Below are 24,591 nucleotides of genomic sequence, written 5' to 3' on the forward strand. Positions count from 1 at the left end.
GAACCGCGCAGTCGCTGCGGTGGTCGGGTCCGAACTGTGACGGAGGTGCGTATGACGGTCGCTGACACCGTGGCGCCGCTGGTTCGTGCGGTGGTGGGCGAGGAGGCTCCGGTCGGGATCAGGTGTTGGGACGGCAGCCGGAGTGGGCCTGCGGACGCGCCCTGGCAGGTGCGCCTCGTCAATCGGCGTGGTCTCCGGCGGTTGCTGTGGGCGCCCAACGACCTCGGTTTCGCTCGGGCCTACGTCTCCGGCGACATCGACATCGAGGGAGACCTGCTCGCCGGCCTGGACGTGTTGGAGCAGGTGTCGGACCCGAGCCGGGGCCCGGGTGTCCGGGTCGACGGGCACACGAAGAAGGCGCTGGTGAAAGCGGCGCTGCGCCTGGGGATCCTCGGCCCGCCCCCGAGGCCGCCGGCGGAGGAGATGAAACCGGTGCGCGGGCGCCGGCACGACAAGGGGCGTGACGCCGCCGCGATCAGCCACCACTACGACGTCGGCAACGACTTCTATCGACTCGTGCTCGGAGAGTCGATGACCTACTCGTGCGCGTACTGGGCGGCGCAGAGCGAGAATTTGGACGCGGCCCAGTACGCCAAATGTGATCTGGTGGCCCGCAAACTCGGTCTGACCGCGGGGATGCGGGTGCTCGACGTCGGCTGCGGGTGGGGGACCTTCGCGCTGCACGCGGCACGTCACTACGGCGCGCACGTCGTCGGTGTCACCTTGTCCCACGAACAGGCGGACTACGCCAGCAAACGGATGGTCGACGCGGGCGTGGGCGAGTTGGTGCAGATCCGGGTCCAGGACTACCGCGACGTCACCGACGGCCCCTACGACGCGATCTCGAGCATCGGCATGGCCGAGCACGTCGGCGCTGCGATGCTGGCGACCTATGCCGCGGACCTGTTCGCGCTGCTACGCCCGCAAGGGCGATTGCTCAACCACGCGATCTCGCGGCGACCGGGCAAATCCGTCGCCGAGTTCTCGAAAACGTCGTTCATCGATCGCTATGTGTTCCCCGATGGCGAGATCTTGCCGCTCGCGACCATGATCGAGGCGCTCGAAGGGGCCGGTTTCGAGGTGCGCGACGTCGAGTCGCTGCGCGAGCACTACGCGACGACCCTGCGGGCCTGGGTGGCGAACCTGGAGTCGAACTGGGACGAGGCGGTGGCCCACAGCAGCGCCGGGCGGGCACGAGTATGGCGGCTGTACATGGCCGGCTCGGCGTTGGCATTTGCGGCGAACCGGCTCGGGATCAATCAGGTTCTGGCGGTCAAATGCACCGAACGGGGTCACAGCGGCATGCCCAGCACCCGAGCCGAACTCTTACAGCCATCCGCACCGAACCCTTCTACGCTGGGTCACAGTCGCGAACAGTGATGTTGGTCCTCTTGCCGGCACACGGACACGATGCGGAGTTCTACCGGCTGCTGACGATGTGGCCGGAGTTCGCTCGGCTCGACCACGAGCCGGACACTCTGCACGAGCGTTGCGATCTCGGTTGGACGGGTTCTGACGACTGATGCGCGGCGCCGACGCCGGGATGGTCCGAGCATCGCATCGAGCAGTTCCGGACGCAGCGTGTCCCAGCCGACGCTCCGTTACCGTCCTCTGCCTCCATACCCCACTCCGGGTCCTGCCCCGGCGCATCTCACGGTCCGGCCGAGACCGCCTCGACCGTCGCTCGCAGGTCACCGAACCCCGCTCGGACCGGGTGCACCCGCTGCAACGGCGCCGCGAGTGATATCCGCTTCTGCTCGCCGACCGTCTCGTCGAGCTTGCGGGCGCTCGCCAGCGTCGGGTGTCGAGCACGTTCTTCTGCAGCAGGCTGAAGAAGGACTCCATGGCGGCGACCCGCTTGATTCCTCTCGGCTTGACGCATGCCGATATGGGAATATGATGGCTGCCATGGCACGCGCAGCGACGACGTCGGACGTCTTCAATGCGATCGCCGAGCCGCAGCGCCGGGAGATCCTGGTGCTGCTGCGGGCGGGTGAGCGGCCGGTGACCGAGTTGGCCCGGGAGTTGGGGATGACCCAGCCGCGCGCGTCCAAACACCTGCGGGTGCTCCGGGAGGTCGGGTTGGTGCGGGACCGCAAGGCAGGCAAGCAGCGCCTGTACGGCCTTGACGCCCGCGGGCTGCGACCGCTCCACGAGTGGACCGGTGGGTTCGAGCGGTTCTGGAACGAAAGCTTCGACCGGCTGGACGCGTACGTGCAGGACCTCGAGCAGGCAAGGCAGGAGGAGTAGCTGATGAGCGCGACGGGACGAGGAGGGCCGGCGCAGTCCGCGACGGCCGACCGCGAGATCGTCATCTCCCGGGTCATCGACGCCCCACGGGAGCTGGTGTTCGAGGCGTTTACCGAGGTGCGGCACCTGTCGCGGTGGTGGGGGCCGGAGGGGTTCACCACCACCACGCGGTCCTTCGAGTTCCGCGTCGGCGGGGCGTGGGACTTCGTGATGCACGGACCGGACAGGACGGACTACCAGGAGTGGATCTCCTGGACCGAGATCGCCCCGCCGGAGCGGATCGCGCTGCTCCACGGTGAGTTCCGCGGCGACCCGAACGCCTTCGTGTCGGTCCTGACGTTCGAGCCCGACGGTGTGGCGACCCGGATCGAGATGCGCACGGTGTTCCCCACCAAGGAGCTGCGCGACGAGGCGGTCGAGAAGTACCACGCGATCGAGGGCGGCCGGCAGACCCTGAGCAACCTGGCTGCCTACGTCACCGAGATCGTTCGGAAGGGGGCGCAGGGCTGATGGCCGGGAAGGTGTTCTTCAGCGTGTCGATGTCGCTGGACGGCTACATCGCGCCCGAGTCCGTGCCCGTCGAGGACCTCTTCGCGCCCGAGAAGCAGGACGACCCGGACGTGCAGCGCTGGATGGCGCAGTGGATGGAACTGCAGCAGTGGATCTTCCCGCAGCGGTTCTTCCGGGAGAACCTGAAGCTCGGCGAGGGCGGCGAGGAAGGGCGCGACAACGACATCGCGCGGGAGACGTTCGAGATCACCGGCGCGAGCGTGATGGGCAAGCGCATGTTCGACGCCGGCGAGCAGGCGTGGCCGGAGGAGGCGCCGTTCCACACGCCGGTGTTCGTCGTGACGCACGAGAAGCGTGACCCGTGGGAACGGCCCGGCGGCACGACCTTCACCTTCGTCAACGACGGCATCGAGGCCGCGCTCGACCAGGCCCGCGAGGCCGCCGGCGACCGGGACGTCCGCATCGCGGGCGGCGGCGCGACGATCCTCGAGTACGTGAACGCCGGCCTGATCGACGAGTTCTCGATCGCGCTCGCACCCGTGCTGTTCGGCTCCGGGATCCGCCTGTTCGAGGGCGTGGACGCGGGCCGCGTGGCCCTGGAGCCGGTCCGAGCGGAGCCCTCCCCGAGGGTGACGCACCTGACCTACGCCGTGCGCCCACGGTAGCCGCGCCACCACTCCACCCCTGCGACCCGAGCACCCAGGGTGGCCACTGGACTCCTTCAGGGCCCGGCTCCCGCCCCCACCCTGATGAGGTTGGAGGGTAGGTCCGCCCCCGGCCGGACTCGTGCAGCGGTTCGTCCCCGGTCTTCGAGACCGCGGGCGTCGCGTCGAGGTTCGGTACACCCATTCCGCGACCTTGCCACGGGTCTCGACTGGGATGATCCGACCTGACACGATTCGTACCCGTCGCGGCGACCGCCGTCGCACCCGAGAGTCCGAGGAGCCCCATGCCGAGTCGCGCAGCCGGTGTCACCCTTGTGTCGATCGCCGCGATTGCGATCCTGGCCGGGTGCGCGCAGGCGCAGGACGGGCAGCCGGTGGCCGAACCGACCACCGAGACGTCCTCCCGTCAGGCACCCACCGGTGGGGCCGCCGTGTCCACGGCGATGGACGAACAGCCGTGCGACCCGGACGTCGACCTCGACGCACCCGAGGTGTTCGCGGTGATCGAGCAGCTACCCCCGCCGCAACAGATCCCCGATGCCACGTGGCTGCAGGCGTACAACGGCAACTACAACCGCTGCAGCGACCTCAGCTACGCGCAGGTCGGCATCGTGGGGGCGACGGGGTCGTCGCCGACGCACCTGCTGATGTTCCACCGCGGCGAATATGTCGGCACCGCCACGCCGTGCGCGCTGAACCCGGCGGTGGTCGCAACGGCCTTCGACTCCCTCGACGTCGAATACAACTACCCGCGCGAGGGCGAGCCGAACGCGGCCGCTACCGGTTTCGCGGAGCTGACGTTCACGTGGTCCGACGGCGGGGTCGTCACCGACGGGCGACTGCCGGACGAGTACCTGGAGTTGACGGGATGCGACGAAATGCGGTGACATCGCCGGGCACTTCGATTGCCGCGGCATCGACGCGAACGTCGGTACGATCGCGGCAAGTTCGGGAAGCCACCCTCAGGACTGCCCGACGGAACAGACAAGGCAGAAACGATGGCAGTCGCCCCCATTCCGGTGGACCAGCGTGTGATCGGGATCGATTCGCGGCGCTTCGCCTCGATCGAGAAGGCGCTCGTCGAACTGATCACCAACAGTGACGACAGCTACTCCCGGCTGGACAACGGCCGCGCGCAGGCGAACGGCCGCATCGACATCACCTACGAGCGCCACCAGTCGGGCGCGGTCCTGCAGGTCACCGACCATGCCGAAGGGATGCCGTTCGACCAGGCCGCCCGCATCCTGGCGTACGGGGCAGCCCACAGCCCGCTGTCGCGGGGCGAGGGCCATGGGCGGGGCTACTTCGGGCGCGGCCTCAAGCAGGCCGTGTTCGGTGTCGGCGCCGGAACGGTCGAGACCGTCAAGGACGGCCGGCTCACCCGCATCGACCTCTTCCGCGGCGAGAACGGCGGATACCTCTACGACGACCACGGCGGCGACCGGCCGGTCTCGGACGACGACCGCGAACGCCTCGGCATCCCCGGGAACGGTACCCGGGTGACGTTGGTCGTGGAGAACCCGCACGTGGTCATCTCCCGGTACCAGACCGTGGTGCAGGCGCTGTCCGACAACGTCTACCTGCGTGAGGTGCTGTCGCGGCGGAGCGTGGAGGTGGTGCACGTCGCCGGTCGGCACGAGATCCACCGCAGCGGCCGGGTGCTCTTCGACGAACCCCCGGCGCTCGTGCTGATCGGTCCGGACGCGCCCGGCAGCTTCGTCTTCGACGGCGACGAGTACACCTTCACCCTCACTCTGAAGCGGGCCGAAGGCGCCGAGCTGACCATGTCGGGGGACGAGCGCACGAACGGTCTCGTCGTCGTCTCGGGCCTCGCCGTGCTCGACTGTCAGATGTTCGAGTACGAGAACCAGGTGGGCGCCGAGTACCTGTTCGGCACCGTGCACTGCGCGGCCCTGATCGAGCGGCTCGGGCAGGGTGAGCCGATCATCAGCGACGAGCGTGAGGGTCTGAACCACAAGGACCCGTTCGTCGCCGCGTTCGCGCAGGCGGTCAGTGTCCGGCTCGCCGAATATGTTCTGGCCGAACGCGATCAGCTCAGACACCTCGAGCACGCGATAACCTCCGAGCACACCGCGCACATGATCGACCGGCTGCTGCACCGGATGAGCGAGTCGGCGATCCGGGATCTCGGGATCGGGCCGGCGCCGGCATCGACACCGCTGACGACCGCGACCGCCACGGAGAAGTCGGTTGTCCTTCAATTCACGACGCCCTTCTACTACCGCAGGCCCGGCCATCAATTCCACATCACTCTGGAAGTCGACACCGAGCGCCTGCCCGGCGACGACAGGCTGACGATCACGTACACGCTGCCCGACTCGATGCGGATCGACCCGCGGCCCACCGAGATTGCCGTGGAGCAGAAGACCGGTGTGCAGCGGCTGGAATGGACGGTCGTCGGCGAGGCGGCCCGGGAGCGCGGCGAGATCATGGTGCGATCCGGGGCGTTCTGGGCGTGGTGCGAGATCGTCATCGCCGAGAACGCGCCGTCGCCGCACCATGTGCCGCGCCCGCACACACCGCCCCATCCGGAGGAACACCGACGGCCGCCACGCGACCACGGCGAGGACATGTTCGTCGGCTACGACCTGCGCTATCTCGGGGACGAGGGTGGACGTGCCGTGTACGACCCCGAGCAGCGAACGATCCTCATCAACACCGGCGATCCCACCGTGCAGCTGTATCTCGACGGCCGGGGCCGGTTCCGGGATGTGGCACGACTGCTGCTGGCCGAGTTGTTCCTCGACGTGATCGCCGGCGAGTTGGCGCGCCGATCGCTCGAGAACAAGGGCTTGCAGGACGACGTCCACGCCTACACCGCCGCCAAGCAGAAGATCATCCGCCGCTACGGTGCGCAGATCCACAAGTCGTTCGCCTGAGCGGGATTCGAGGTGACGCCATGACGGACCCGCGCAGGCCGCTCGGCATCCCCACCACCGATGCCATGCTCGAGGTCGCGCTCGAGGAGGCCCGGCTCGGGCTCGCCGAGGGCGGCATCCCGATCGGCGCGGCCCTGTTCACCGCCGACGGGAGGCTGCTCGGCCGCGGCCACAACCGGCGGGTGCAGGAGGGCGACCCGTCGCTGCACGCCGAGACCGCCGCCTTCCGGGCCGCGGGCCGCCGGCGCGACTACCGCTCGACGATCATGGTGACGACGTTGTCGCCGTGCTGGTACTGCAGCGGCCTGATCCGGCAGTTCGGCATCGGCGCCGTGGTGATCGGGGAGAGCGTCACGTTCACCGGCGGCCACGGCTGGCTCGCCGAGCACGGGGTCGAGGTGACGGTGCTGAACGATCGACGGTGCATCGACATGATGGCGACGTTCGTCGCCGAGCACCCGGACCTGTGGCACGAGGACATCGGCGTCACACCCCCCGAGTAGGAGCGATCACCGAGTAGGAGCGATCACCGAGTAGGAGCGATCACCGAGTAGGAGCGATCACCGAGTAGGAGCGATCACCGGGCCGTCGGTGGGGGAGCGGCCGGCTCGCACCCCTCGACGGTGATGCGGGCCAGTTCCGCGACGAAGTCCGCCGTGCTCCGGGACGCCGCGAGCGCTCGCCGCTGACGGCGCGCGCCGTTGCCCCGGCGCAGGATCCGCCGCACCGACGCGCGCGCGGACGAGAAGTCGCCGGCCTCCTCGAGGCCGGGCCGCACGTGCTCGAGCAGCGAGCCCAGCAGCTGGGCGGCGGGGACGGGCCGTTGTGTCAGCGGATCCATCCCGTAGCCGTCGATGCCCTCGCGCGCGGCGCGCCAGCACGCGGCCTTCAGCCGGTCGGCCTCGAGCCGGGGCGCCGGGTCACCGCGGTGGACGGCGGTGAGCGCGGTGGACACGAGTCCGCGGACGAGGGTGGCGGCGGTGACGGTCTCCTCGATCGTGGCGGGCACGTCGCAGACCCGGATCTCGAGGGTGGGCAGGTGCGGCGAGAGCCGGATGTCCCAGTAGACCATCGCGGGGTCGAGGACGGTGCCGGCGTCGAGCATCATGGCGACGACGTCGTCGTAGTGCCGGGCGGACCGGAAGAAGGGCGGCGGCCCGCCGCTGGCCCAGCGCCCCCACTGGATGTGACGCCAGCTGGCGTAGCCGGTGTCGGCGCCGGCGGTGACGGACGAGTTCGCCGTGAGCGCGAGCAGGGCGGGCAGCCAGGGCCGCAGGTGATTGCAGACCTGCACCGCGACGTCGCGATCGCGCACCCCGACGTGGACGTGGCAGCCGCAGATCACCTGGTCGGTCACCGCCCCGAAGTGCTCGGCCATCCGCCGGTACCGGGCGGCGTCCGTGAGCGCCCCGGGCGGGGTGGTGTCGAACGGGGGCACTGCCGCCGCGAGCAGGCGGGACCCGGCGCGTGCGGCGGCCGCCGCAGCCATCGCGCGCGAGACGCGCAGTTCCTGTCGCAGGTCGTCGATCCGGGTGCAGACCGGTGTGGCGGTCTCGACCTGGCAGCGCGACAGCTCGAGCTGGAGGTCGAGCCCGGCCTCACGGGCATCGGCCACGACGGCGGCGTTGCTCAGCCGGGGCCGGCCGGAGTCGGCGTCGACGAGCAGCAACTCCTCCTCGACGCCCATGGTCAGCAGCCGGTCCGGGACATCGCCACGGTCGGATCCGGCACGGCGCGGCAGCGTGGACGTCATCGTCTCCTCCAACCGGAACGGCCGAAACAGCTCGGCAGGACCGTGGCTCCAGCCTGGCACGCGTCCCGGGCAGGTGGGAAGGGAACGGGAGGGAAATCAGGCGGCGCCGACCGCGTGGATCCCGCGTGCCCACTGCTGCAGCCGCCGGTCTCCGAGTGCGATCGCGAGGGATTCGAGGGTGCGGATGCGGTCGGCCAGCTGGTCCGCGAGGACGTGTTCGAGGGCGGCGACGCTGCGCCTGTCCGCCGAGCCGGCGATGGTGGCGATGCAGTCGCTCAGCCGCGCCGCCCGAGACGACGACGCGTTCGCGGATGTCGTGTGCGAATGCAGAATTCGTTCGAGGGCGTCGCACCGTTCCGACATATAGCGGATGTCCGCCGCAATTTGCTGCTTCGCCATCGGATGCGAGCTGCGCTCGTGGCGAATTTCGAGTATCTGCAGTTGCGTCCGCACCAATTGGTGTACGGCCCGAATCTGGTCGCTCAGTGCGCTCGTGTTCGTGTTCATCGGGTTCCCTCTGCCGGATTCGATGATAGCCCCCGCGCCGGGCGATCCGGCGCATACCGGAGAATCTCGACTTCCGGCCGAGAAAGGACAAAAACGGCGATGCGGAACTCGGATCGGCACGGCGGCGAAGGGAAACGGCGACGAGGAACGCCGCAGCAATAGCAATTGTTGCCGCGTCCCACACCGAGCCGGTCACCGCCTCGGTGAGACCCGCTGCCGCGCCCGCGGCGAGATACCGGGGCCGGGAACCGCCCGCCGCCGGCGGTTCGAGCTCAGTCCTCGGGCAGCGGCGCCGACCAGAGCAGGCGGGTGCCGCCGGTGTCGACCGCGGTAGCGGTGAAGGTGCCCGCGACCTCCTCGGCGCGGGAGGCGAGGTTGTGCAGTCCGCTGCGCGCGACGGTGGCCGGAATGCCGACGCCGTTGTCGGTGACGTCGATGGTGAGGTAGTCGTCGACCGACACGGTGACGGTGACGTTGTCCGCGCCGGAGTGGTGCACCACGTTGCTCATCGCCTCCCGCAGCACCGCCTCGGCGTGATCGGCGAGGGTCCCGGTGACCACGTTGAGCGGCCCGGACATGCGCACGACGGTGCGCAGGCCGACGTCGGCGGTGTGTTCGGCGACGATGTCGTGCAGGGCCTGCCGCAGTTGCCGGGTGCCCTCCATCCCGCCGTGCAGGTCGAAGATCGCGGTGCGCACGTCGGTGATGATGTTCTGCACGTCGTCGATCATGTCCGCCAGGCGCCCGCGGATCTCCGGCGCCCGGGTGCGGGCGTGGGTGCTCTGCAGGTTCAGGCCGTGGGCGAACAGCCGCTGGATGACGTGATCGTGCAGGTCCCGCGCGATGCGGTCCCGGTCGGCGAGCACGGTCAGAGAGTTGAGCCGTCGTTGGTCGTCGGCCAGCTTCAGCGCGAGCGCCGCCTGATCGGTGAAGGAGGTGGCGAGGAAGAGTTGACGGTCGTCGAACGGCTCCCGCCCCGGATCGCGAATGACCGACAGCACCCCCGACACGGTGTCGGTCGCCGCACGCAGCGGCAGCAGCAGCGCCGGCCCGTGCCGGTCGCCGTCACCGTCGAACTCCGTGACCTGCAGCGGCTCACCGTGCCGGTACACGGTTCCGGTCGCGGTTCCTTCGACCCGGATCCGCTTGCCGCCGAACCCGGCCGGGTCCGAACCGGCGTACGCGGTGACGATCAGGGCGGCCACCTCCTCCGGCGGCACGTCGGGATCCTCGGGTTGGGCGATCTGCACGTGGTCCGCCTCCGACAGGGCCAGGGCGCGCCGGGCGATGAGGTCGAGCACCTCCTCCGGTTCGGTGTCGGCGAGCAACTCGGCGCGGATCTCGCTCGTGGCCTCCTGCCAGCGCTGCCGCAGCCGGGCCTCCTCGAACAGGCGCGCGTTGTCCACCGCGATGCCGGCGGCGGCCGCGAGGGCCTGCACGATCACCTCGTCGTCCTCGGTGAACGACTGACCGTTCGCCTTCTCGGTGAGGTAGAGGTTGCCGAACGCCTCGCCGTGCACCCGGACCGGCACACCCAGGAAGGTCCGCATGGGCGGGTGGTGGGCCGGGAAGCCGGACGAGGCCACGTGCTGGGCCAGGCTGTCGAGGCGAATCGGTTTCGGCTGTTCGATCAGCAGGCCGAGCAGTCCGTGGCCGGTGGGGAGGTCGCCGATCAGCGCGCGGGTGTCTTCCTCTATGCCCTCGTACACGAAGTTCTGCAATCCGTCGCCGCGGCGGTTGAGGACGCCCAAGGCGCCGTAGCGGCAGTCCACAAGCTCGATCGCGGCGTGCACGATGCGCTCGAGCGTCGCCTCGAGCTCGAGCCCGGACGCCACCGTGAGCACGGCCTCGAGCAGACCGTCGATCTGATCGCGCGCGACGATCACCTGGTCGATGCGGTCCTGGACCTCCGCGAGCAGCTCCCTCAGTCGCAGCTGCGAGAGGGTCCCCGCGAGCAACGTTTCCTCGTCGGCGGCCATCGCTCACCCCTTCGGTGGATCACGGCCCCTGCGCCGCGTGCCCGGGCCGCTTCGAAAGGCCCGGTTTTTCCCATTGTGCCGAGGGTAATCCGCGGGTGACCCCCGGCGCGGTGACTTGCGCCCCGGTGGTGACGACTTTTGACCCTGCCGCGTGCCGCCTCGACGGGCGAGGGTGGAGTGCGGAGATGTCTTTGCAGGAGGGGAGCCCAGGATGACGACGGGTCCGGAAGCTCCGCTCGCGCCGGGTCGGTGCATGGCGTTGCTGCGGTCGGTGTCGACCGGCCGTCTGGTCTACACCGACGGGGCGTTGCCCGCGGTGCACCCGGTGACCTTCGCGGCGCCGAACGGCGAGATCGTCGTTCCCACCGGCGACGACGGGTGGTTCGAGCGTTTCGACGGCAGGCTGCTCGCCTTCCATGCCGAACAACTCGAGCCGCCGACCCGGTCGGGGTGGAGTGTGGTCGCGATCGGCCGCGCCCGGCTCGCGCGCGGCACGGACGGTCTCCGCGGATTCGACGGCACCGGCGGCGTGCCGTGGGGCATCGGCACGGAGGATCCCCTCCTCGTCATCGACGTCGAGCACATCAGTGGGCGACGTGCCACGCTGCCGTGGTGGCCCGGCGAGCGCAGTTGACAGTCCTGTCCCCGAGCCGACCGTGAGCCGGCACACCGTGCGGTACCGTGCTGACCGGGGATTGGAGGCTGCCGCATGGTCAAGGTCTTTCTCGTCGATGACCACGAGGTCGTCCGCCGTGGCATCGCGGACCTGCTCACCACGGATCCCGAACTGACGATCGCGGGGGAGGCGTCGTCGTTCGGCGAGGCTCTCGTGCGGGTTCCTGCCGCGGAACCCGACGTCGCCGTGCTCGACGTCCGGCTCCCCGACGGCAACGGCATCGAGCTGTGCCGGGAACTGCTCTCGCAGATGCCGCGACTGCGCTGCCTGATGCTGACCTCGTTCACCGACGAGCAGGCGATGCTCGATGCGATACTCGCCGGCGCGAGCGGCTACGCGCTCAAGGACATCCGCGGCACCGAGCTGATCCAGGCCGTGCGGGACGTCGGAGCAGGCAAGTCCCTGCTCGACAGCCGCGCCGCGACCACGCTGATGGCGAAACTGCGCGCCGACACCAGCAACGACGGCGGACCGTATGCGAACCTGACCGATCAGGAACGGACCCTGCTCGCGCTGCTCGGCGAGGGGCTGACCAACCGGCAGATCGCCGAACGGATGTTCCTGGCCGAGAAAACGGTGAAGAATTACGTGTCGCGGCTGCTGGCCAAGCTCGGGGTCGAACGCCGCACCCAGGCCGCGGTACTGGCGACGAAGGTGCCGCCGAGACGCCCCGGCGGGCGCTGAACGTTCCGTAGCCGCGCCGTCCGGGCGTTGGGTGAAGGCAGGACGGGCACCATGGCGGACGACCGGCCCCGATTCGAGCGGCTGAGCCCGCTCGACGTAGGGAACCTGCGCGTCGAGGACCGCGGGGTGCCCATGCACGTGGCCGCGCTCGCCGTCCTGGACGGGGCACCGCTGCGCGATGCGGCCGGACGTCTCCGGCTGGCGGCGATCCGCGAGCACGTCGAGCGGCGCACCCGCCGCGCGCCCCGGCTGCGGCAGCGGCTGCACCGCCCGCCGCCGGGTGCCGGACCGCCCGTGTGGGTCGACGACCCGCGCTTCGACATCTCGTGCCACGTGCGGACTCGCGCCCTGCCCGCTCCCGGCGACGAGGCCACCCTGTTGCGCACCTGCTCGGAACTCGACGAACCACGCCTCGACCGGTCCCGGCCGCTGTGGGAGATGTGGCTGCTCACGGACCGGGACGACGGGACGATCGCGCTGCTGCTGCGGCTCCACCACGTGGTCGCCGACGGCATCGCCGCACTCGAACTGTTCGGCGCCCTGCTCGATACTGCCGCGGCCGCGCCCGACGAGGAACCCGGTCCCGTGCCCACCCCCGCACCTCCGCCCTCCGTGCGTGCGCTCGTCCGCGACAACCTGCACGGCCGGACCGGGGCCGCGTGGCGGTGGATCCGGGCAGTGCGGCCGACGGTGGCGGCGCGACGTGCCGCCCTGCGGGTGCGGCAGCTGCGCTCGCTCGCCCGGCAGGGCCGGGCCCCGCGGGTGTCGTTCGACGGTCCCGTCGGGCCGCACCGCCGGCTGAGCCTGGTGCGCTGCGACCTCGCCGAGGTCAGGCGCGTCGCCCACACGCACGGTGCGACGGTCAACGACGTCGTGCTCGCCGCCGTGGCCGCCGGCGCACGGCGGCTCCTCGCGGCGCGCGGCGAACTCGATCCGGACCTGATCCTGAAGGCGTCGGTGGCGGCGTCGCTGCGCACCGCCGACGACCGGAGCCCGGGGAACCGGGTCGGGATCCTGCTCGTGCCCCTGCCGGTGGGGCCCGGGTCGGTGGCCGCCCGGGTCGCGGCCGTCTCCCGCGAGACCGCGCGGCTCAAGCGGGAGCCGCCGCTGCAGCCCGGGGGACGGCTGCTCCAGCGGTGGACGGTGCGGGTGATGCGGCGCCAACGGCTGGTCAATCTGTTCGTCAGCAATCTGGTCGGCCCACCCGTGCCGCTGTACTTCGCGGGTGCCCGCGTGCGCGAGCTGTTCCAGGTGGGCGTGGTGCAGGGCAACGTCGGTGTCGCCGTCGGCGTGCTGTCCTACGCAGGCCGGTTGAACGTCGACGTGGTCGCCGATGCCGATCTCGTCCCGGACGTCAACGAGTTCGCCGGCGGGATCGTCGACGGCCTCGCGGCACTGGGCGTCGCGGCGGTCGGCGGCCCGCCGCACCGTTGACGCGGCCCGCCAGAGGCGCGATCGTGCCGACCGTGCGCGACAGCAATTGCATTCGCGGATACCTGAGAATTTCGCGGAACTCGATTTCCCTCCACAGCGTGCGGCAGCCGGGTCCGCGCTCGAATTGCGGGACCCGGCGCGTTTGGTAACAATTGGGTTCGGTGCACGGCACCGGTACGGTATGTACAAGATCAGAAATGGAGCTCCAGCATGGACTTTGGAACGTTGGCCGACTTCTTCGGAGCAATCGCCGATCTCTTCGGCGCGTTCGACTTCTTCTCCGGTTCCGCCGAGGACATGAACCTCAGCTGATCCCGGGGAAATAGAGGGGGCCTGCGGGTTGAGGACGCAGGCCCCCTTTTCCTATCCGGGCCCCGGATACCGGTCGCCCGGTCGATCCCTTTCTTTACCTGGCGTTGATGTTCGATAAAGGTGAGATAACGCGAGATTGAATTTTCGAAAGCGCCGCCGTCTCCGGTGAACCTCATTCGACGTCGCGATCGGCCAGGGCCACCGGCCGCATGTAGTCGGTGATGTACTCGCGCACCCACCACGCGCCGGTCTCGCGGCGCTCGCGCCACGTGGTGTACCGGTAGCTGAAGTACCGCGCCCGCACCCAGCGGGGCGGCGCGTCGGGGAACGGGTTACGGCGCAGCAGTGCCGTCACGTGCTCGTCGTTGGTCAGCAGCTTTTCGAGCAGTCGCCCGAACCAGGAGCGCGCGTAGTCGGGGGACAGCGCGGCGAACCACATCAGCCAGTCCAGCCGCAGGTGATACGGCGCGTACTGGCGGGGCCGGCGGCGCACGTCGCCGGGCTTGCCCTTGAACTCGTACTCGCGCCACACGGTGCCGGGACCCACCTCCCGATCGGAGGTGCCCTCGACGATCACCTCGTGCCGGTGCCGGGTGATGCTGCCGAACGCACCGTAGGTGTTGACGAAGTGCCACCGGTTGAACGAGGCGTTCATCGCCTGCCGGTGGGAGAGCATGTTCCGCACCGGCAGGTAGCTGAGCACCGCGACCGTCCCGGTCAGCGCCACGACCGCCGCCACGAACACCGTCGGCGTCGTCCCGTACCCCGGCCCGGGTTCGAGCGGCAGCAGGCGCTCCCACCAGCTGTCCGGGATCACCGACAGGCCCAGCACGATCGCCAGCCAGTTCAGCCAGGAGAAGTTGCCGCTGACCACCAGCCACAACTGGGTGACGATCATGATCGACGCCGCGATCCCCGCGATCGGTTGCGGCGCGAACAGGAAGAAGGGCACCACGAGCTGGGTGACGTGGTTCCCGGCCACCTCGACCCGGTGCAGGGGCCTGGGCAGGTGGTGGAAGTACCAGCTCAGCGGGCCCGGCATCGGCTGGGTCTCGTGGTGGTAGTACAGGCACGTCAGATCCCGCCAGCACCGGTCGCCGCGCATCTTGATCAGGCCCGCCCCGAACTCGAGCCGGAACAGCAGCCAGCGCAGCAGGATCAGGACGAGCAGTGGCGGGGCGGTGTCCGCGTTGCCGAGGAAGATCGCCAGGAAGCCGGTCTCGAGCAGCAACGATTCCCAGCCGAACGAGTACCAGACCTGTCCGACGTTGACGATCGACAGGTACAGCAGCCACAGCAGAAACCAGACGAGCATCGACGCGATCAGCGGCAGCCGGTCCGTCACCCCGAGTGCCGTGGCGGCGGCGAGGACCGCGCCGAGACCGGCGACCGCCGCGAAGAGACGGTCCGAGTAGCGCAGGTGGAACACGCTCGGGGCCCGGCCGAACGACGTCGCCTTCAGGAAGCGGGGAATCGGCGTCAGGCCGGTGCTCCCGAGCAGCGCCCGGAACTGGTTGAGCGCCACCAGGAACGCGACGAGGTACACCAGGGCCAGCGCGCGCGTGCACAGCAGCCGTCCCAGCGAATACCCGTCGGCGTCGTACCATTCCACGGCAGGTCACCTCGTACCGGTGCGGACCCCTCGAGCATGGCACGCGCACCGCGTTTCGGGAGTGGATTCCCCGTGGTGGGCGGCGGGGTCAGCGCAGCGCCGGCGGGTTGTCCAGATCTCGCGCCGTGTACGTGTCGCACGCCGCGATCTGCCCGGTGGTGTACCCGGCGAGGAACCACTTCTGCCGCTGGTCGGACGACCCGTGCGTCCAGCCCTCGGGGTTCACCCGCCCGCCGGCGGAAGCCTGGATCCGGTCGTCGCCGACGGCGGACGCCGCCGACAGCGCGTCGCGGATGTCCTGCTGGGTGAGGGGCTTCAGGAACGGCTCCCCGGTGTTCGGATCCGGCTGCTTGTCGGCGTGGTACGCCCACGCCCCGGCATAGCAGTCGGCCTGCAGCTCGGTGCGGACGGCCCCGGAGTCGGCGCCGCGCGGATCGGTCTGCGCGCGGCCGAGGTCCCCGAGCTGGTTCTGCAGGTGGTGGCCCACCTCGTGCGCGACGACGTACTCCTGCGCGAGCGGACCGGCGTTGGCGCCGAATCGGGTGACCAGGTCCTGGAAGAAGCTGGTGTCGAAGTACGCGGTCCGGTCGGCCGGGCAGTAGAACGGTCCGACGTCGCTCGTGGCGTTGCCGCAGCCCGTCGCGACCGCGCCGGAGAACAGCACGACCGCGGGCCGGACGTACTCGACGCCGGTCTGCGGCTCGAGCTGCTGTTCCCACACCGCGTCGAGGCTGCCGACGGTGAACTGGACGCGGCAGTCGACGCTCGCGTTGGCGTCCGCCCCGGTCTCACAGCCCTCGAGGGTGCCCGAGCCGTACTGCCCGGACTGCTCCGCGGCGCCGCTGCCGAGGAGCGAGCCGGGATCACCCCCGAGCAGCAGTGCCAGGATCAGCACCAGCAGGCCGCCGGCGCCACCGCCGATCGCGATCTTCCCGCCCGGGCCGCCTCCGCCGCCGAGCTGGATGCGGCCGCCCTCCATCCGAGCGCCCTCGTTGAACGTCATCGCCGCCTTCACTTCCTCGTCGCAGGGGGACCGATCGGTTCAGCTTGGCACGGCCGATCGGGTACGGGTGTCCTCGGCGGATGTGTGTCTTTCGTAGGATTGCAACGACGACGTCCCTCGTTAGGTTGTTTCGAAAGGAATTCCGTGCTGCGCACCCATCTCGCCGGCTCGTTGCGAGCCGAGCACGCCGAGCAGACCGTCACCCTCACCGGCTGGGTGGCCCGGCGCCGCGACCACGGCGGGGTGATCTTCATCGACCTGCGCGACGCGTCGGGTGTGTCGCAGGTCGTCTTCCGCGAGGGCGCCGTCCTCGAGCAGGCGCACCGTCTGCGCGCCGAATACTGCATCAAGGTTGTCGGAGTGGTCGAGGTCCGGCCGGAGGGCAACCAGAACTTCGACATCCCCACCGGTGCCGTCGAGGTCAACGCCTCGACGCTCGAGGTTCTCAACGAGGCTGCGCCGCTGCCGTTCCAGCTCGACGACCAGGTCGGCGAGGAAGCCCGCCTGAAGTACCGCTACCTGGACCTGCGGCGCGAGGGCCCGGGCAAGGCGATCCGGCTGCGCAGCAAGGTCAACGCCGCCGCCCGCGCCGTGCTCGCCCACCACAGCTTCGTGGAGGTCGAGACCCCGACGCTGACCCGCTCCACCCCGGAGGGCGCACGCGACTTCGTGGTGCCGGCGCGGCTGCAGCCCGGCAGCTTCTACGCACTGCCGCAGTCGCCGCAGCTGTTCAAGCAGTTGCTGATGGCCGGCGGCATCGAGCGGTACTACCAGATCGCCCGCTGCTACCGGGACGAGGACTTCCGCGCCGACCGGCAGCCGGAGTTCACCCAGCTCGACATCGAGATGGCGTTCGTGAGCCAGGACGACGTGATCCTGCTCGCCGAGGAGATCCTGCACGCGCTGTGGCGCCTGGTCGGGCACGAGCTGACCACCCCGATCCCGCGCATGACCTACGCCGACGCGATGCGCCGCTACGGCTCCGACAAGCCCGACCTGCGTTTCGGCCTCGAACTCGTCGAGTGCAGGGAGTTCTTCAAGGACACCACCTTCCGGGTGTTCCAGGCCGAGTACGTCGGCGCGGTCGTCATGCCCGGCGGCGCGAGCCAGCCGCGGCGCCAGCTCGACGCCTGGCAGGAGTGGGCCAAGCAGCGCGGGGCGAAGGGCTTGGCGTACGTGCTGGTCGGCGAGGACGGGGAGCTGTCCGGACCGGTCGCGAAGAACCTGACCGACGCCGAGCGGGAGGGCCTGGCCAAGCACGTCGGCGCCCAGCCGGGGGACTGCATCTTCTTCGCCGCCGGCGCCACCAAGCCCATGCGCGCGCTGCTCGGTGCCGCTCGCGGCGAGATCGCCCGCAAGCTCGATCTCATCGATCCCGACGACTGGAAGTTCGTGTGGGTCGTCGACGCCCCGCTGTTCGAGCCGGCCGCCGACGCCACCGACTCCGGCGACGTTGCTCTCGGCAGCTCCGCGTGGACGGCGGTGCACCACGCCTTCACCTCGCCGATGCCCGAGCACCTCGACACGTTCGACACCGATCCCGGCTCGGCCCTCGCCTACGCCTACGACATCGTGTGCAACGGTCACGAGATCGGCGGCGGCTCGATCCGAATCCACCGCACCGACCTCCAGCAGCGCGTGTTCAAGGTGATGGGTATCTCCGAGGAGGAGGCGAACGAGAAGTTCGGCTTCCTGCTCGAGGCCTTCAAGTACGGCGCGCCGCCGCACGGCGGCATCGCCTTCGGGTGGGACCGCATCACCGCCCTGCTCGCCGGTGCGGACTCGATCCGCGAGGTCATCGCGTTCCCGAAGTCCGGCGGCGGCGTCGACCCGCTGACCGACGCTCCGGCGCCGATCACCCCCGAGCAGCGCAAGGAGTCCGGCATCGACTTCAAGCCGGAGCCGAAGAAGGCCGAGAAGTAGGGCACCGACAGGACCGTATCGGCGGCGCCTGCCCACGGGCCGGCGCCGCCGCGGTGTCACAGAGGGCGGCTCCGCCGCGGTGACACGGCGCGGCGCGCACGGCGGGGCGCGGCCTGGCACAGTGACAGCAGGCGCCGGGACGGACGGAGAGGCGGCAACGGCATGACCGACGTGGTCGCCACGCAGTCGCTGCGGGCGCGGTACGCCCACCGCGGACCGGAATTCGACGAACTCTTCGACCCCGCGGGCGACGTCCGCGACCACTGGGCCGAACTGGCGGAGGGCCTGCAGGCACGTGGCCCCCAGGCGCTGGCCCGCTACCGGCAGCGGGTGCGCCGGCTCGTCGACAACCACGGCATCACCTACAACCCCGTCGACGCCCGCACCGACGAGACCGGTCCGGCCGCGCCGCACCGGTGGGAGCTCGACGGGGTGCCGTTCGTCCTCTCCGCCGACGAGTGGGGCACCCTCGAGCAGGGTCTGCTGCAGCGCTCACGGCTGCTCGACACGCTGCTCGCCGACCTGTACGGGCCGATGCGCACGCTCCGGGAGGGACTGGTGCCCCCGCAACTGGTGTTCGGCCATCGTGGCTACGTGCGGGCCGCGCACGGGCTCTCGCTCCCCGGGCCGCATCAGCTGTTCTTCCACGCAATCGACGTCGCCCGTGCCCGCGACGGCCGGTTCCGGGTGGTGCGGGACCACACGCAGGCCCCGTCCGGCGCCGGGTACGCCCTTGCCGACCGGCGGGTGACGGCACGCGCCATGCCCGACCTGTACCAGGCGACGAACCCACGGCCGCTGTCGCCGTTCGTCGAGGCGATGCGGCTCGCGCTGCGCGAGGCCGCACCCGCCGGCGCGGAGGACCCGGTGGTGGTCGTCCTGGGCCCGGGCGCGCACTCGGAGACCGCCTTCGATCAGGCCCACATCGCGGGCGTCCTCGGGTTCCCACTGGTCGAGGCCGCCGACCTGGTGGTGCGCGAGGGCCGGTTGTGGATGCGCTCGCTCGGCTCGCTCACCCGCGTCGACGTCGTGCTGCGCCGCGTCGACGCCGCCTACGCGGACCCGCTCGACCTGCGGCCGGACTCGCGGCTCGGCGTGGTCGGGCTCGTGGAGGTGGTGCGGCGCGGCGCCGTCACCGTCGTCAACACCCTCGGCAGCGGGGTGCTCGAGAATCCGGCCCTGGCGGAGTTCCTGCCGTCGCTGTGCCGGGCGCTGCTCGACGAGGACCTGCTGCTCGAGCCGGTCCCCGCATACTGGGGCGGCACCCCGGCCGGGGTGGCGGCGCTGACGGAGAGGTTCGAGCGGCTGGTGCTGCGGTCGGCGGTCACCGCCCGGTCGGTGATGGTCGGCAGCCTCGACGCGCAGCACCGCGAGGGCCTGCTCGCCCAGGTGCGAGCGCAGCCGGGGCGGTGGGTCGGCCAGGAGATTCCCGACCACTCGTACGTCCCGTCGCTGTCCGGAATCTCCGGCGGGCTCGGTGCCGCGCCGGTCGGCGTCCGGCTGTTCACCGTCGCCCAGCGGGTCGGATTCACCCCCATGCCCGGTGGGCTCGGCGAGATCGTCGTCCCGGGCGCGACGCCGCGCACGCGGCCGCCGATGCGCGTCGTCGCCAAGGACGTGTGGGTGCGCACCGCCGCGCCCACGGCCACCACCGGCGCGACGAGCGTTCCGGCCGGGGAGGAGGTGTCCACCTTCGCCGTGCCCCCCGTCGACGTCGTCGCCTCGCCTCGGGTGCTCAACGACCTGTTCTGGCTGGGCCGCTACGGCGAGCGGGCCGAGGACACCGCCCGCCTGCTCGTCGCGGTCCGCGAGCGCTACCAGGACTACCGCTTCCGGCCCTGGCTGCCGGGCAGCGAGTGCCTGCCCGTGCTGCTGTCGGCGCTCACCGCCGCGGCTCCCGGACCGGCGATCGCGGCGCAGCACACCGGTGCCGACGTCATGGACGACTACCACTCCGCCACAGCGGAATTCCGCTCCATGACCGTCGATCCGGAACGGCTCGGCTCGCTCGCCCAGTCGTTCGCCGGACTCGACCAGGCGGCCCGGGCCGTGCGCGACCAGCTCTCCAACGACACGTGGGCCGTGCTCGCCGACGTCCAGCGCGCCCTCGACGCGCTCGCCGAGGACCGCGACGACGACGGCTCCCTGCTCGGCGCCACCCAGTCCGCCGTTCTCGCCGGGATGCTCGCCCTGTCCGGGCTCGGGGCCGAATCGATGGTCCGTGACCTGGGCTGGCACGTGATGGACCTCGGCAAGCGGATCGAGCGGGCGCTGTCGCTGACCACCCTGTTGGCGACCACCCTCACCGTCGTCCGCGACGCCGCCACCGACCGGGCGCTGATGGAGACGGTGCTCGGCGCCGCGGAGAGCTCGGTGACCTACCGCCGCCGCAACCACCGGGTGCGCCCGGCCGCCGTCGCACAGCTGCTGCTGCTCGACACCACCAACCCCCGCTCGCTGGCGTGGGTGCTCGAACGGCTGCGCGAGAACCTGCGGGCGCTGCCCGACGCCTCCGGCTCGACCCGGCCCGAACGCCTCGCCGACGAGCTGCTGACCCGGCTGCGCCGGGTGGACCCGGTCGATCTCGAGACCGCCACCGACGGCGTCCGCCGCGAGCTCGCCGATCTCCTCGCGGCCGTCCACACCGGACTCGAGCAACTGGCCGAGCAGCTGCTGCGCGGGCCGCTGTCGCTGCCCGGCGGCACCCGGCCGCTGTGGGGCGGCGCCCAGCGGAGGACCCTGCCGTGACCGATCCGCTCGACCCCGCCCTGCGCCGGTACCGCATCGTGCATCGCACCACCTACCGGTACTCCGGTGTGGTGACCTCCTCGTACGGCCGCGGCTACCTGCTGCCCCGCGACACCGACAACCAGCGGGTTGTCTCGAGCAGCGTCACCGTCGACCCCGCCCCGGCCGACACGTCGATCGGGGCGGACCTGTGGGGCAACCGCGACATCTACTTCCACGTCGCCGAGCCACACGACACGCTCGTCGTCACTGCGGAGTCCGAGGTGACGGTGACCCCGCCGGATCCGGCGCGGCTGGTCGCCGGTCCCGCCGTCGCGCCGTGGGAGTCGGCGCGGCCGGTCGGCACGTCCGGCGCCCTGGCCACCGACTTCGTCCTGGACCTCGACCCGTCCGAGATCGACGCCGAGGTACTCGCCTACGCCGCGCCCACCTTCCCTCCGGGCCGGCCGCTGGTCGAGGCGATCGCCGAACTCACCCACCGCATCTTCACCGACTTCGCCTATCACTCCGGATCGACGTCGGTGTCCACGCGCGTCGCCGAGGTCCTGATCGCGCGCTCCGGCGTGTGCCAGGACTTCGCGCGCCTGGCCCTCGCCTGCCTGCGCGCGCACGGCCTCGCCGCCCGCTACATGTCCGGCTACCTCGCCACCGATCCGCCGCCCGGACGCGAACGCATGGTGGGCGTCGACGCGACGCATGCCTGGGCGGCGGTGTGGCTGCCCGGCGACACGTGGCTCGCCTTCGACCCGACCAACGACCAGCTCGTGGACGAGCGGTACACCACCGTCGCGTGGGGCCGCGACTACGCCGACGTGCCGCCGCTGCGCGGGGTGATCTACACCGAAGCCAAGGACAGCACCATCGACGTGTCCGTCGACGTGGCGCCGCTCGCGCCCGCCGGCGGCGACGGCACCGACCCCGAACCGACAGGAGCGGCCGATGCGTGACTTCTCGTGCCCGATGTGCGGGCAGCAACTGGCCTTCGAGAACTCGGTCTGCCTGCGCTGCGGCAGCGCAATCGGCTTCGACCTCGGCACGGTCTCGATGGTCGCGATCCTGCCCGAGGACGACGCCGACGGCCCGGCCTCCGGTGCGGTGCCCGCCCGCCGCTACCGGCTGTGCGACAACCTGCACCTGGCCCGCTGCAACTGGATCGTCGGCCGCGACGAGCCCGGGCTGTGCCGGTCGTGCCGGCTCACCCGCACCCGCCCGGCCGACGACGACACCGACGCGCTGGCGGCGTTCGCCGACGCGGAGGCCGCCAAGCGCCGGCTGATCGTCGAACTCACCGAGCTCGGCCTGCCGCTCACCGGCCGCGACACCGACCCGGACACCGGCCTCGCGTTCGACCTGCTGTCGAGCCGCGACGAGCAGGTCCTCACCGGACACGCGTCAGGAGTGATCTCCCTCGATCTCGCCGAGGGCGACGACGTGCACCGTGAGCAGCTGCGGATCGAGATGGGCGAGCCGTACCGCACCCTGCTGGGCCACTTCCGGCACGAGATCGGGCACTACTACCAGATGGTCCTGATCGGCACCCCCGCCGTGCGGGCCCGGTTCGAGGCGCTGTTCGGCGACCCCGACGCCGACTACCAGGCGGCGCTGGACCGGCACTACTCCGAGGGGGCGCCCGACGGGTGGGAGGACGAGTTCGTCTCCTCGTACGCGACGATGCATCCGGCCGAGGACTGGGCCGAGACGTTCGCGCACTATCTGCACATGCGGGACGCCCTGGACACCGCCGCCGGATTCGGGTTCGCACCCGCCGGCGTCGCCCTGGACCGGCCCCAGCCCGGTCCGGCCGGCTTCGACAAGCTGCTCGAGCGCTGGTTGCCGCTGGCCTGGTCGCTGAACATGGTCAACCGGTCCATGGGTCACGCCGACCTGTATCCGTTCGTGCTGCCCCCGCACGTTTTGGTCAAGATGCGGTTCGTGCACGAACGGATCGTCGCCCGAACCGGGTAGATTGTCAGACGATGACTGCAACATTGGCGGAGCCCATGTCGGAAGTGGTGGAGGCGGCGGAAAAGCTGCTGACCCGGCGCACCGGCGCACCCGTGACCTTGGCCGATCCGGTGGATCTCGGCGGCAGTGGCCGCTCGGTGGTCCTGCGCGTCCGGGTGGCGGCGAACCCGTTCTCCCTGCCGCGCACCCTGGTGCTCAAGCAGGTGCCCCCGCACGCCGAACGGCGGGTGGGCTTCCGGGGCGCCGCCACCGACGACGAGGTCGCGTTCCTGCGCGAGGCGGTCTCCTACCAGTTCGCCACCGCCCTGGCCAAGGACGACCGGCCGGGCGCCGAACTGCTGGCCTACGACTTCGAGTCGCGGCTGCTGGTGCTCAGCGACCTCGGCGACGCCACCCCGATCGCCACGCTGCTGCGCAGCGACGACACCGACACCGTCACCAACACCCTCATGGCGTTCGCCCAGGCGCTCGGCCGGATGCACGCCGCGACCGTCGGGCGCGAGGAGGACTTCGCCGCCCTGCTGCGCCGTGCCGAAGTGGCGCACTTCGCCGACGCCGTCGTCGAGCAGGCCACCGGTGCGCTGCGCGTCGTGCCCGACCGCTTCGCGACCGAGTTCGGCCTCGACGTGCCGCAGAGCGTGATCGACCGCGCCGAGCGGGCCGCGAAGCTGTTCACCGCCGGCCGGTTCCGGGCCTTCAGCCCCTCGGACCTGTGCCCGGACAACATCGTCGTCGGCGACGAGGGCGTGCAGTTCCTCGACTACGAGTGGGGCGGCTTCCGCGACGCCACTCTCGACATCGCCTACGCCCTGACCTCCTTCCCGGCGTGCCTGTGCAAGGCGCCACTCACGCTCGAGCGGGCCCGCGCGATGGCCGACGCGTGGCGCGCCGAGGTGGTGGGCATGTGGCCCTCGCTCGGCTTCGACGAGGTGCTCGCCGAGCGGCTGCTCGACGCGCAGCTCGCGTGGGTGTGGCTGAGCACCTACCTGTTCGTCCCCGAGGACCATGCCCGCATCGCGGCGGTGCGGGACCACCACCTCTCCGTGCCGTGGTCCGACGCGCTGCGCAGCCGCTGGTCGCTGCTCGCCGACTTCGCCGCCGACACCGGACACGACGACGTCGCCGGGCATGCTCGAGACGTCCTCGAACGTCTCGAGCAGCGCGTCGGCGACTGACCGCGGTGCGCCCGGCCCGCCTACGGCGCGGTACGCCCGGCCCGCCTACGGCGCGGTACGCGCGCAGATGGCCTCGACGAACCGGCCCACCTCCGACTCGGGCAGATGCGTGGCCAGGTCGGCCTCGCTGATCATGCCGATCAGCCGATGTTCCTCGACCACCGGCAGCCTGCGGATGCGGTGTTCCTCCATCACCGTCAGGACCCGGTCGACGTCCGCGTCCGCGTCGACCACGTAGGGCTTGCCCTGGGCGAGCTCACCGGCCGTCATGGAACTCGGGTCGCCGCCCGCGGCCACGCACTCGAGCACGATGTCGCGGTCGGTGATGATGCCGTGGAGCCGGTCGTCGTCGCCGCAGATCGGCAACGCGCCGATGTCCAGTTCCCGCATCCGCCGGGCCGCGGTCTCGAGGGTGTCGTGTTCGCCGATGCAGACCGCGTCGCGGTGCATGATGTCGCGTGCAGTGGTCATCACTGCCTCCTCCGTTGAAAACGG

General features: G+C 70.9%; 21 protein-coding genes. 15 read left to right on the forward strand and 6 right to left on the reverse strand.

The annotated features are described in order from the left end of the window. Positions 1-51: 51 nt before the first annotated feature. The 7 genes from ACWPOB_RS03520 to ACWPOB_RS03550 all read left to right on the forward strand — a co-directional run bounded on the left by ACWPOB_RS03520 (position 52) and on the right by ACWPOB_RS03550 (position 6,828). Positions 52-1,380, forward strand: coding sequence for a class I SAM-dependent methyltransferase (locus ACWPOB_RS03520; protein ID WP_455399917.1), 1,329 nt, complete (start codon positions 52-54; stop codon positions 1,378-1,380). A 528-nt stretch (positions 1,381-1,908) separates the two neighbouring features. Next, a complete protein-coding gene (locus ACWPOB_RS03525; protein ID WP_455399918.1) occupies positions 1,909-2,250 on the forward strand; it encodes an ArsR/SmtB family transcription factor in 342 nt (113 codons plus the stop codon). 3 nt (positions 2,251-2,253) lie between these two features. Then, positions 2,254-2,760, forward strand: coding sequence for an SRPBCC family protein (locus tag ACWPOB_RS03530; RefSeq protein WP_100055732.1), 507 nt, complete (start codon positions 2,254-2,256; stop codon positions 2,758-2,760). Continuing rightward, positions 2,760-3,425, forward strand: a complete 666-nt coding sequence (locus ACWPOB_RS03535) for a dihydrofolate reductase family protein (RefSeq protein WP_455399919.1) — start codon at positions 2,760-2,762, stop codon at positions 3,423-3,425. Before ACWPOB_RS03530 ends, ACWPOB_RS03535 begins: the two co-directional genes overlap by 1 nt. A 284-nt stretch (positions 3,426-3,709) precedes the next feature. Next, positions 3,710-4,312 (forward strand): LppP/LprE family lipoprotein, encoded by a 603-nt coding sequence (locus tag ACWPOB_RS03540; protein ID WP_455399920.1) that lies wholly within the window; start codon positions 3,710-3,712, stop codon positions 4,310-4,312. A 111-nt stretch (positions 4,313-4,423) separates the two neighbouring features. Then, on the forward strand, positions 4,424-6,325 hold the full coding sequence (locus ACWPOB_RS03545; protein WP_455399921.1) for an ATP-binding protein: 1,902 nt from the start codon (positions 4,424-4,426) through the stop codon (positions 6,323-6,325). A 65-nt stretch (positions 6,326-6,390) separates the two neighbouring features. Then, positions 6,391-6,828 (forward strand): nucleoside deaminase, encoded by a 438-nt coding sequence (locus ACWPOB_RS03550; RefSeq protein WP_455400055.1) that lies wholly within the window; start codon positions 6,391-6,393, stop codon positions 6,826-6,828. Positions 6,829-6,902: 74 nt separating this feature from the next. On the opposite strand, the gene ACWPOB_RS03555 is transcribed toward ACWPOB_RS03550, so the two are convergent. From ACWPOB_RS03555 to ACWPOB_RS03565, 3 genes are all read right to left on the reverse strand, one after another. Further along, positions 6,903-8,078 (reverse strand): carboxylate-amine ligase, encoded by a 1,176-nt coding sequence (locus ACWPOB_RS03555; RefSeq protein ID WP_455399922.1) that lies wholly within the window; start codon positions 8,076-8,078, stop codon positions 6,903-6,905. Positions 8,079-8,174: 96 nt separating this feature from the next. Next, a complete protein-coding gene (locus ACWPOB_RS03560) occupies positions 8,175-8,744 on the reverse strand; it encodes a hypothetical protein (RefSeq protein ID WP_455399923.1) in 570 nt (189 codons plus the stop codon). A 113-nt stretch (positions 8,745-8,857) separates the two neighbouring features. Continuing rightward, positions 8,858-10,564 (reverse strand): GAF domain-containing protein, encoded by a 1,707-nt coding sequence (locus ACWPOB_RS03565; protein ID WP_455399924.1) that lies wholly within the window; start codon positions 10,562-10,564, stop codon positions 8,858-8,860. A gap of 211 nt (positions 10,565-10,775) precedes the next feature. Here ACWPOB_RS03565 and ACWPOB_RS03570 point away from each other — a divergent pair, with 211 nt between their 5' ends. From ACWPOB_RS03570 to ACWPOB_RS03580, 3 genes are all read left to right on the forward strand, one after another. Continuing rightward, complete coding sequence (locus ACWPOB_RS03570; protein ID WP_100055726.1) at positions 10,776-11,198, forward strand: pyridoxamine 5'-phosphate oxidase family protein; 423 nt, start codon at positions 10,776-10,778, stop codon at positions 11,196-11,198. Between the two features lie 75 nt (positions 11,199-11,273). After that, a complete protein-coding gene (locus ACWPOB_RS03575; protein ID WP_100055725.1) occupies positions 11,274-11,924 on the forward strand; it encodes a response regulator in 651 nt (216 codons plus the stop codon). A 51-nt stretch (positions 11,925-11,975) separates the two neighbouring features. Then, a complete protein-coding gene (locus ACWPOB_RS03580) occupies positions 11,976-13,358 on the forward strand; it encodes a wax ester/triacylglycerol synthase family O-acyltransferase (RefSeq protein ID WP_455399925.1) in 1,383 nt (460 codons plus the stop codon). A 484-nt stretch (positions 13,359-13,842) separates the two neighbouring features. On the opposite strand, the gene ACWPOB_RS03585 is transcribed toward ACWPOB_RS03580, so the two are convergent. Both ACWPOB_RS03585 and ypfJ read right to left on the reverse strand, forming a co-directional pair. Further along, positions 13,843-15,282, reverse strand: a complete 1,440-nt coding sequence (locus ACWPOB_RS03585) for a lipase maturation factor family protein (RefSeq protein WP_100056752.1) — start codon at positions 15,280-15,282, stop codon at positions 13,843-13,845. Between the two features lie 88 nt (positions 15,283-15,370). Beyond that, positions 15,371-16,285, reverse strand: coding sequence for a KPN_02809 family neutral zinc metallopeptidase (gene ypfJ, locus ACWPOB_RS03590; protein ID WP_100056754.1), 915 nt, complete (start codon positions 16,283-16,285; stop codon positions 15,371-15,373). 144 nt (positions 16,286-16,429) lie between these two features. Between ypfJ and aspS the strand changes: the two genes are divergently transcribed. The 5 genes from aspS to ACWPOB_RS03615 all read left to right on the forward strand — a co-directional run bounded on the left by aspS (position 16,430) and on the right by ACWPOB_RS03615 (position 24,096). Beyond that, complete coding sequence (gene aspS, locus ACWPOB_RS03595; protein ID WP_455399926.1) at positions 16,430-18,208, forward strand: aspartate--tRNA ligase; 1,779 nt, start codon at positions 16,430-16,432, stop codon at positions 18,206-18,208. 162 nt (positions 18,209-18,370) lie between these two features. Beyond that, entirely contained in the window at positions 18,371-20,956 is a 2,586-nt protein-coding gene (locus ACWPOB_RS03600) for a circularly permuted type 2 ATP-grasp protein (protein WP_455399927.1), read from the forward strand. Then, positions 20,953-21,903, forward strand: coding sequence for a transglutaminase family protein (locus ACWPOB_RS03605; protein WP_455399928.1), 951 nt, complete (start codon positions 20,953-20,955; stop codon positions 21,901-21,903). Before ACWPOB_RS03600 ends, ACWPOB_RS03605 begins: the two co-directional genes overlap by 4 nt. Beyond that, on the forward strand, positions 21,896-22,921 hold the full coding sequence (locus ACWPOB_RS03610) for a zinc-binding metallopeptidase family protein (RefSeq protein WP_455399929.1): 1,026 nt from the start codon (positions 21,896-21,898) through the stop codon (positions 22,919-22,921). Before ACWPOB_RS03605 ends, ACWPOB_RS03610 begins: the two co-directional genes overlap by 8 nt. 35 nt (positions 22,922-22,956) lie before the next feature. Beyond that, a complete protein-coding gene (locus tag ACWPOB_RS03615) occupies positions 22,957-24,096 on the forward strand; it encodes a kinase (protein ID WP_455400056.1) in 1,140 nt (379 codons plus the stop codon). A gap of 45 nt (positions 24,097-24,141) precedes the next feature. Here the strand turns inward: ACWPOB_RS03615 and ACWPOB_RS03620 are convergent, their stop codons facing one another. Continuing rightward, positions 24,142-24,567: a CBS domain-containing protein gene (locus ACWPOB_RS03620; protein ID WP_100056749.1), complete on the reverse strand. Its 426-nt coding sequence runs from the start codon at positions 24,565-24,567 to the stop codon at positions 24,142-24,144. Positions 24,568-24,591 lie beyond the last annotated feature (24 nt).

This window comes from Rhodococcus sp. 2H158, from assembly GCF_053764755.1.

Excerpts from the sequence above, each read along its gene's own strand:
- ACWPOB_RS03520 (WP_455399917.1), top strand. The coding sequence starts at position 52 with ATGACGGTCGCTGACACCGTGGCGCCGCTGGTTCGTGCGGTGGTGGGC.
- ACWPOB_RS03525 (WP_455399918.1), top strand. The coding sequence starts at position 1,909 with ATGGCACGCGCAGCGACGACGTCGGACGTCTTCAATGCGATCGCCGAG.
- ACWPOB_RS03530 (WP_100055732.1), top strand. The coding sequence starts at position 2,254 with ATGAGCGCGACGGGACGAGGAGGGCCGGCGCAGTCCGCGACGGCCGAC.
- ACWPOB_RS03535 (WP_455399919.1), top strand. The coding sequence starts at position 2,760 with ATGGCCGGGAAGGTGTTCTTCAGCGTGTCGATGTCGCTGGACGGCTAC.
- ACWPOB_RS03540 (WP_455399920.1), top strand. The coding sequence starts at position 3,710 with ATGCCGAGTCGCGCAGCCGGTGTCACCCTTGTGTCGATCGCCGCGATT.
- ACWPOB_RS03545 (WP_455399921.1), top strand. The coding sequence starts at position 4,424 with ATGGCAGTCGCCCCCATTCCGGTGGACCAGCGTGTGATCGGGATCGAT.
- ACWPOB_RS03550 (WP_455400055.1), top strand. The coding sequence starts at position 6,391 with ATGCTCGAGGTCGCGCTCGAGGAGGCCCGGCTCGGGCTCGCCGAGGGC.
- ACWPOB_RS03555 (WP_455399922.1), bottom strand. The coding sequence starts at position 8,078 with ATGACGTCCACGCTGCCGCGCCGTGCCGGATCCGACCGTGGCGATGTC.
- ACWPOB_RS03565 (WP_455399924.1), bottom strand. The coding sequence starts at position 10,564 with ATGGCCGCCGACGAGGAAACGTTGCTCGCGGGGACCCTCTCGCAGCTG.
- ACWPOB_RS03570 (WP_100055726.1), top strand. The coding sequence starts at position 10,776 with ATGACGACGGGTCCGGAAGCTCCGCTCGCGCCGGGTCGGTGCATGGCG.
- ACWPOB_RS03575 (WP_100055725.1), top strand. The coding sequence starts at position 11,274 with ATGGTCAAGGTCTTTCTCGTCGATGACCACGAGGTCGTCCGCCGTGGC.
- ACWPOB_RS03580 (WP_455399925.1), top strand. The coding sequence starts at position 11,976 with ATGGCGGACGACCGGCCCCGATTCGAGCGGCTGAGCCCGCTCGACGTA.
- ypfJ (WP_100056754.1), bottom strand. The coding sequence starts at position 16,285 with ATGACGTTCAACGAGGGCGCTCGGATGGAGGGCGGCCGCATCCAGCTC.
- ACWPOB_RS03600 (WP_455399927.1), top strand. The coding sequence starts at position 18,371 with ATGACCGACGTGGTCGCCACGCAGTCGCTGCGGGCGCGGTACGCCCAC.
- ACWPOB_RS03610 (WP_455399929.1), top strand. The coding sequence starts at position 21,896 with ATGCGTGACTTCTCGTGCCCGATGTGCGGGCAGCAACTGGCCTTCGAG.
- ACWPOB_RS03615 (WP_455400056.1), top strand. The coding sequence starts at position 22,957 with ATGTCGGAAGTGGTGGAGGCGGCGGAAAAGCTGCTGACCCGGCGCACC.
- ACWPOB_RS03620 (WP_100056749.1), bottom strand. The coding sequence starts at position 24,567 with ATGACCACTGCACGCGACATCATGCACCGCGACGCGGTCTGCATCGGC.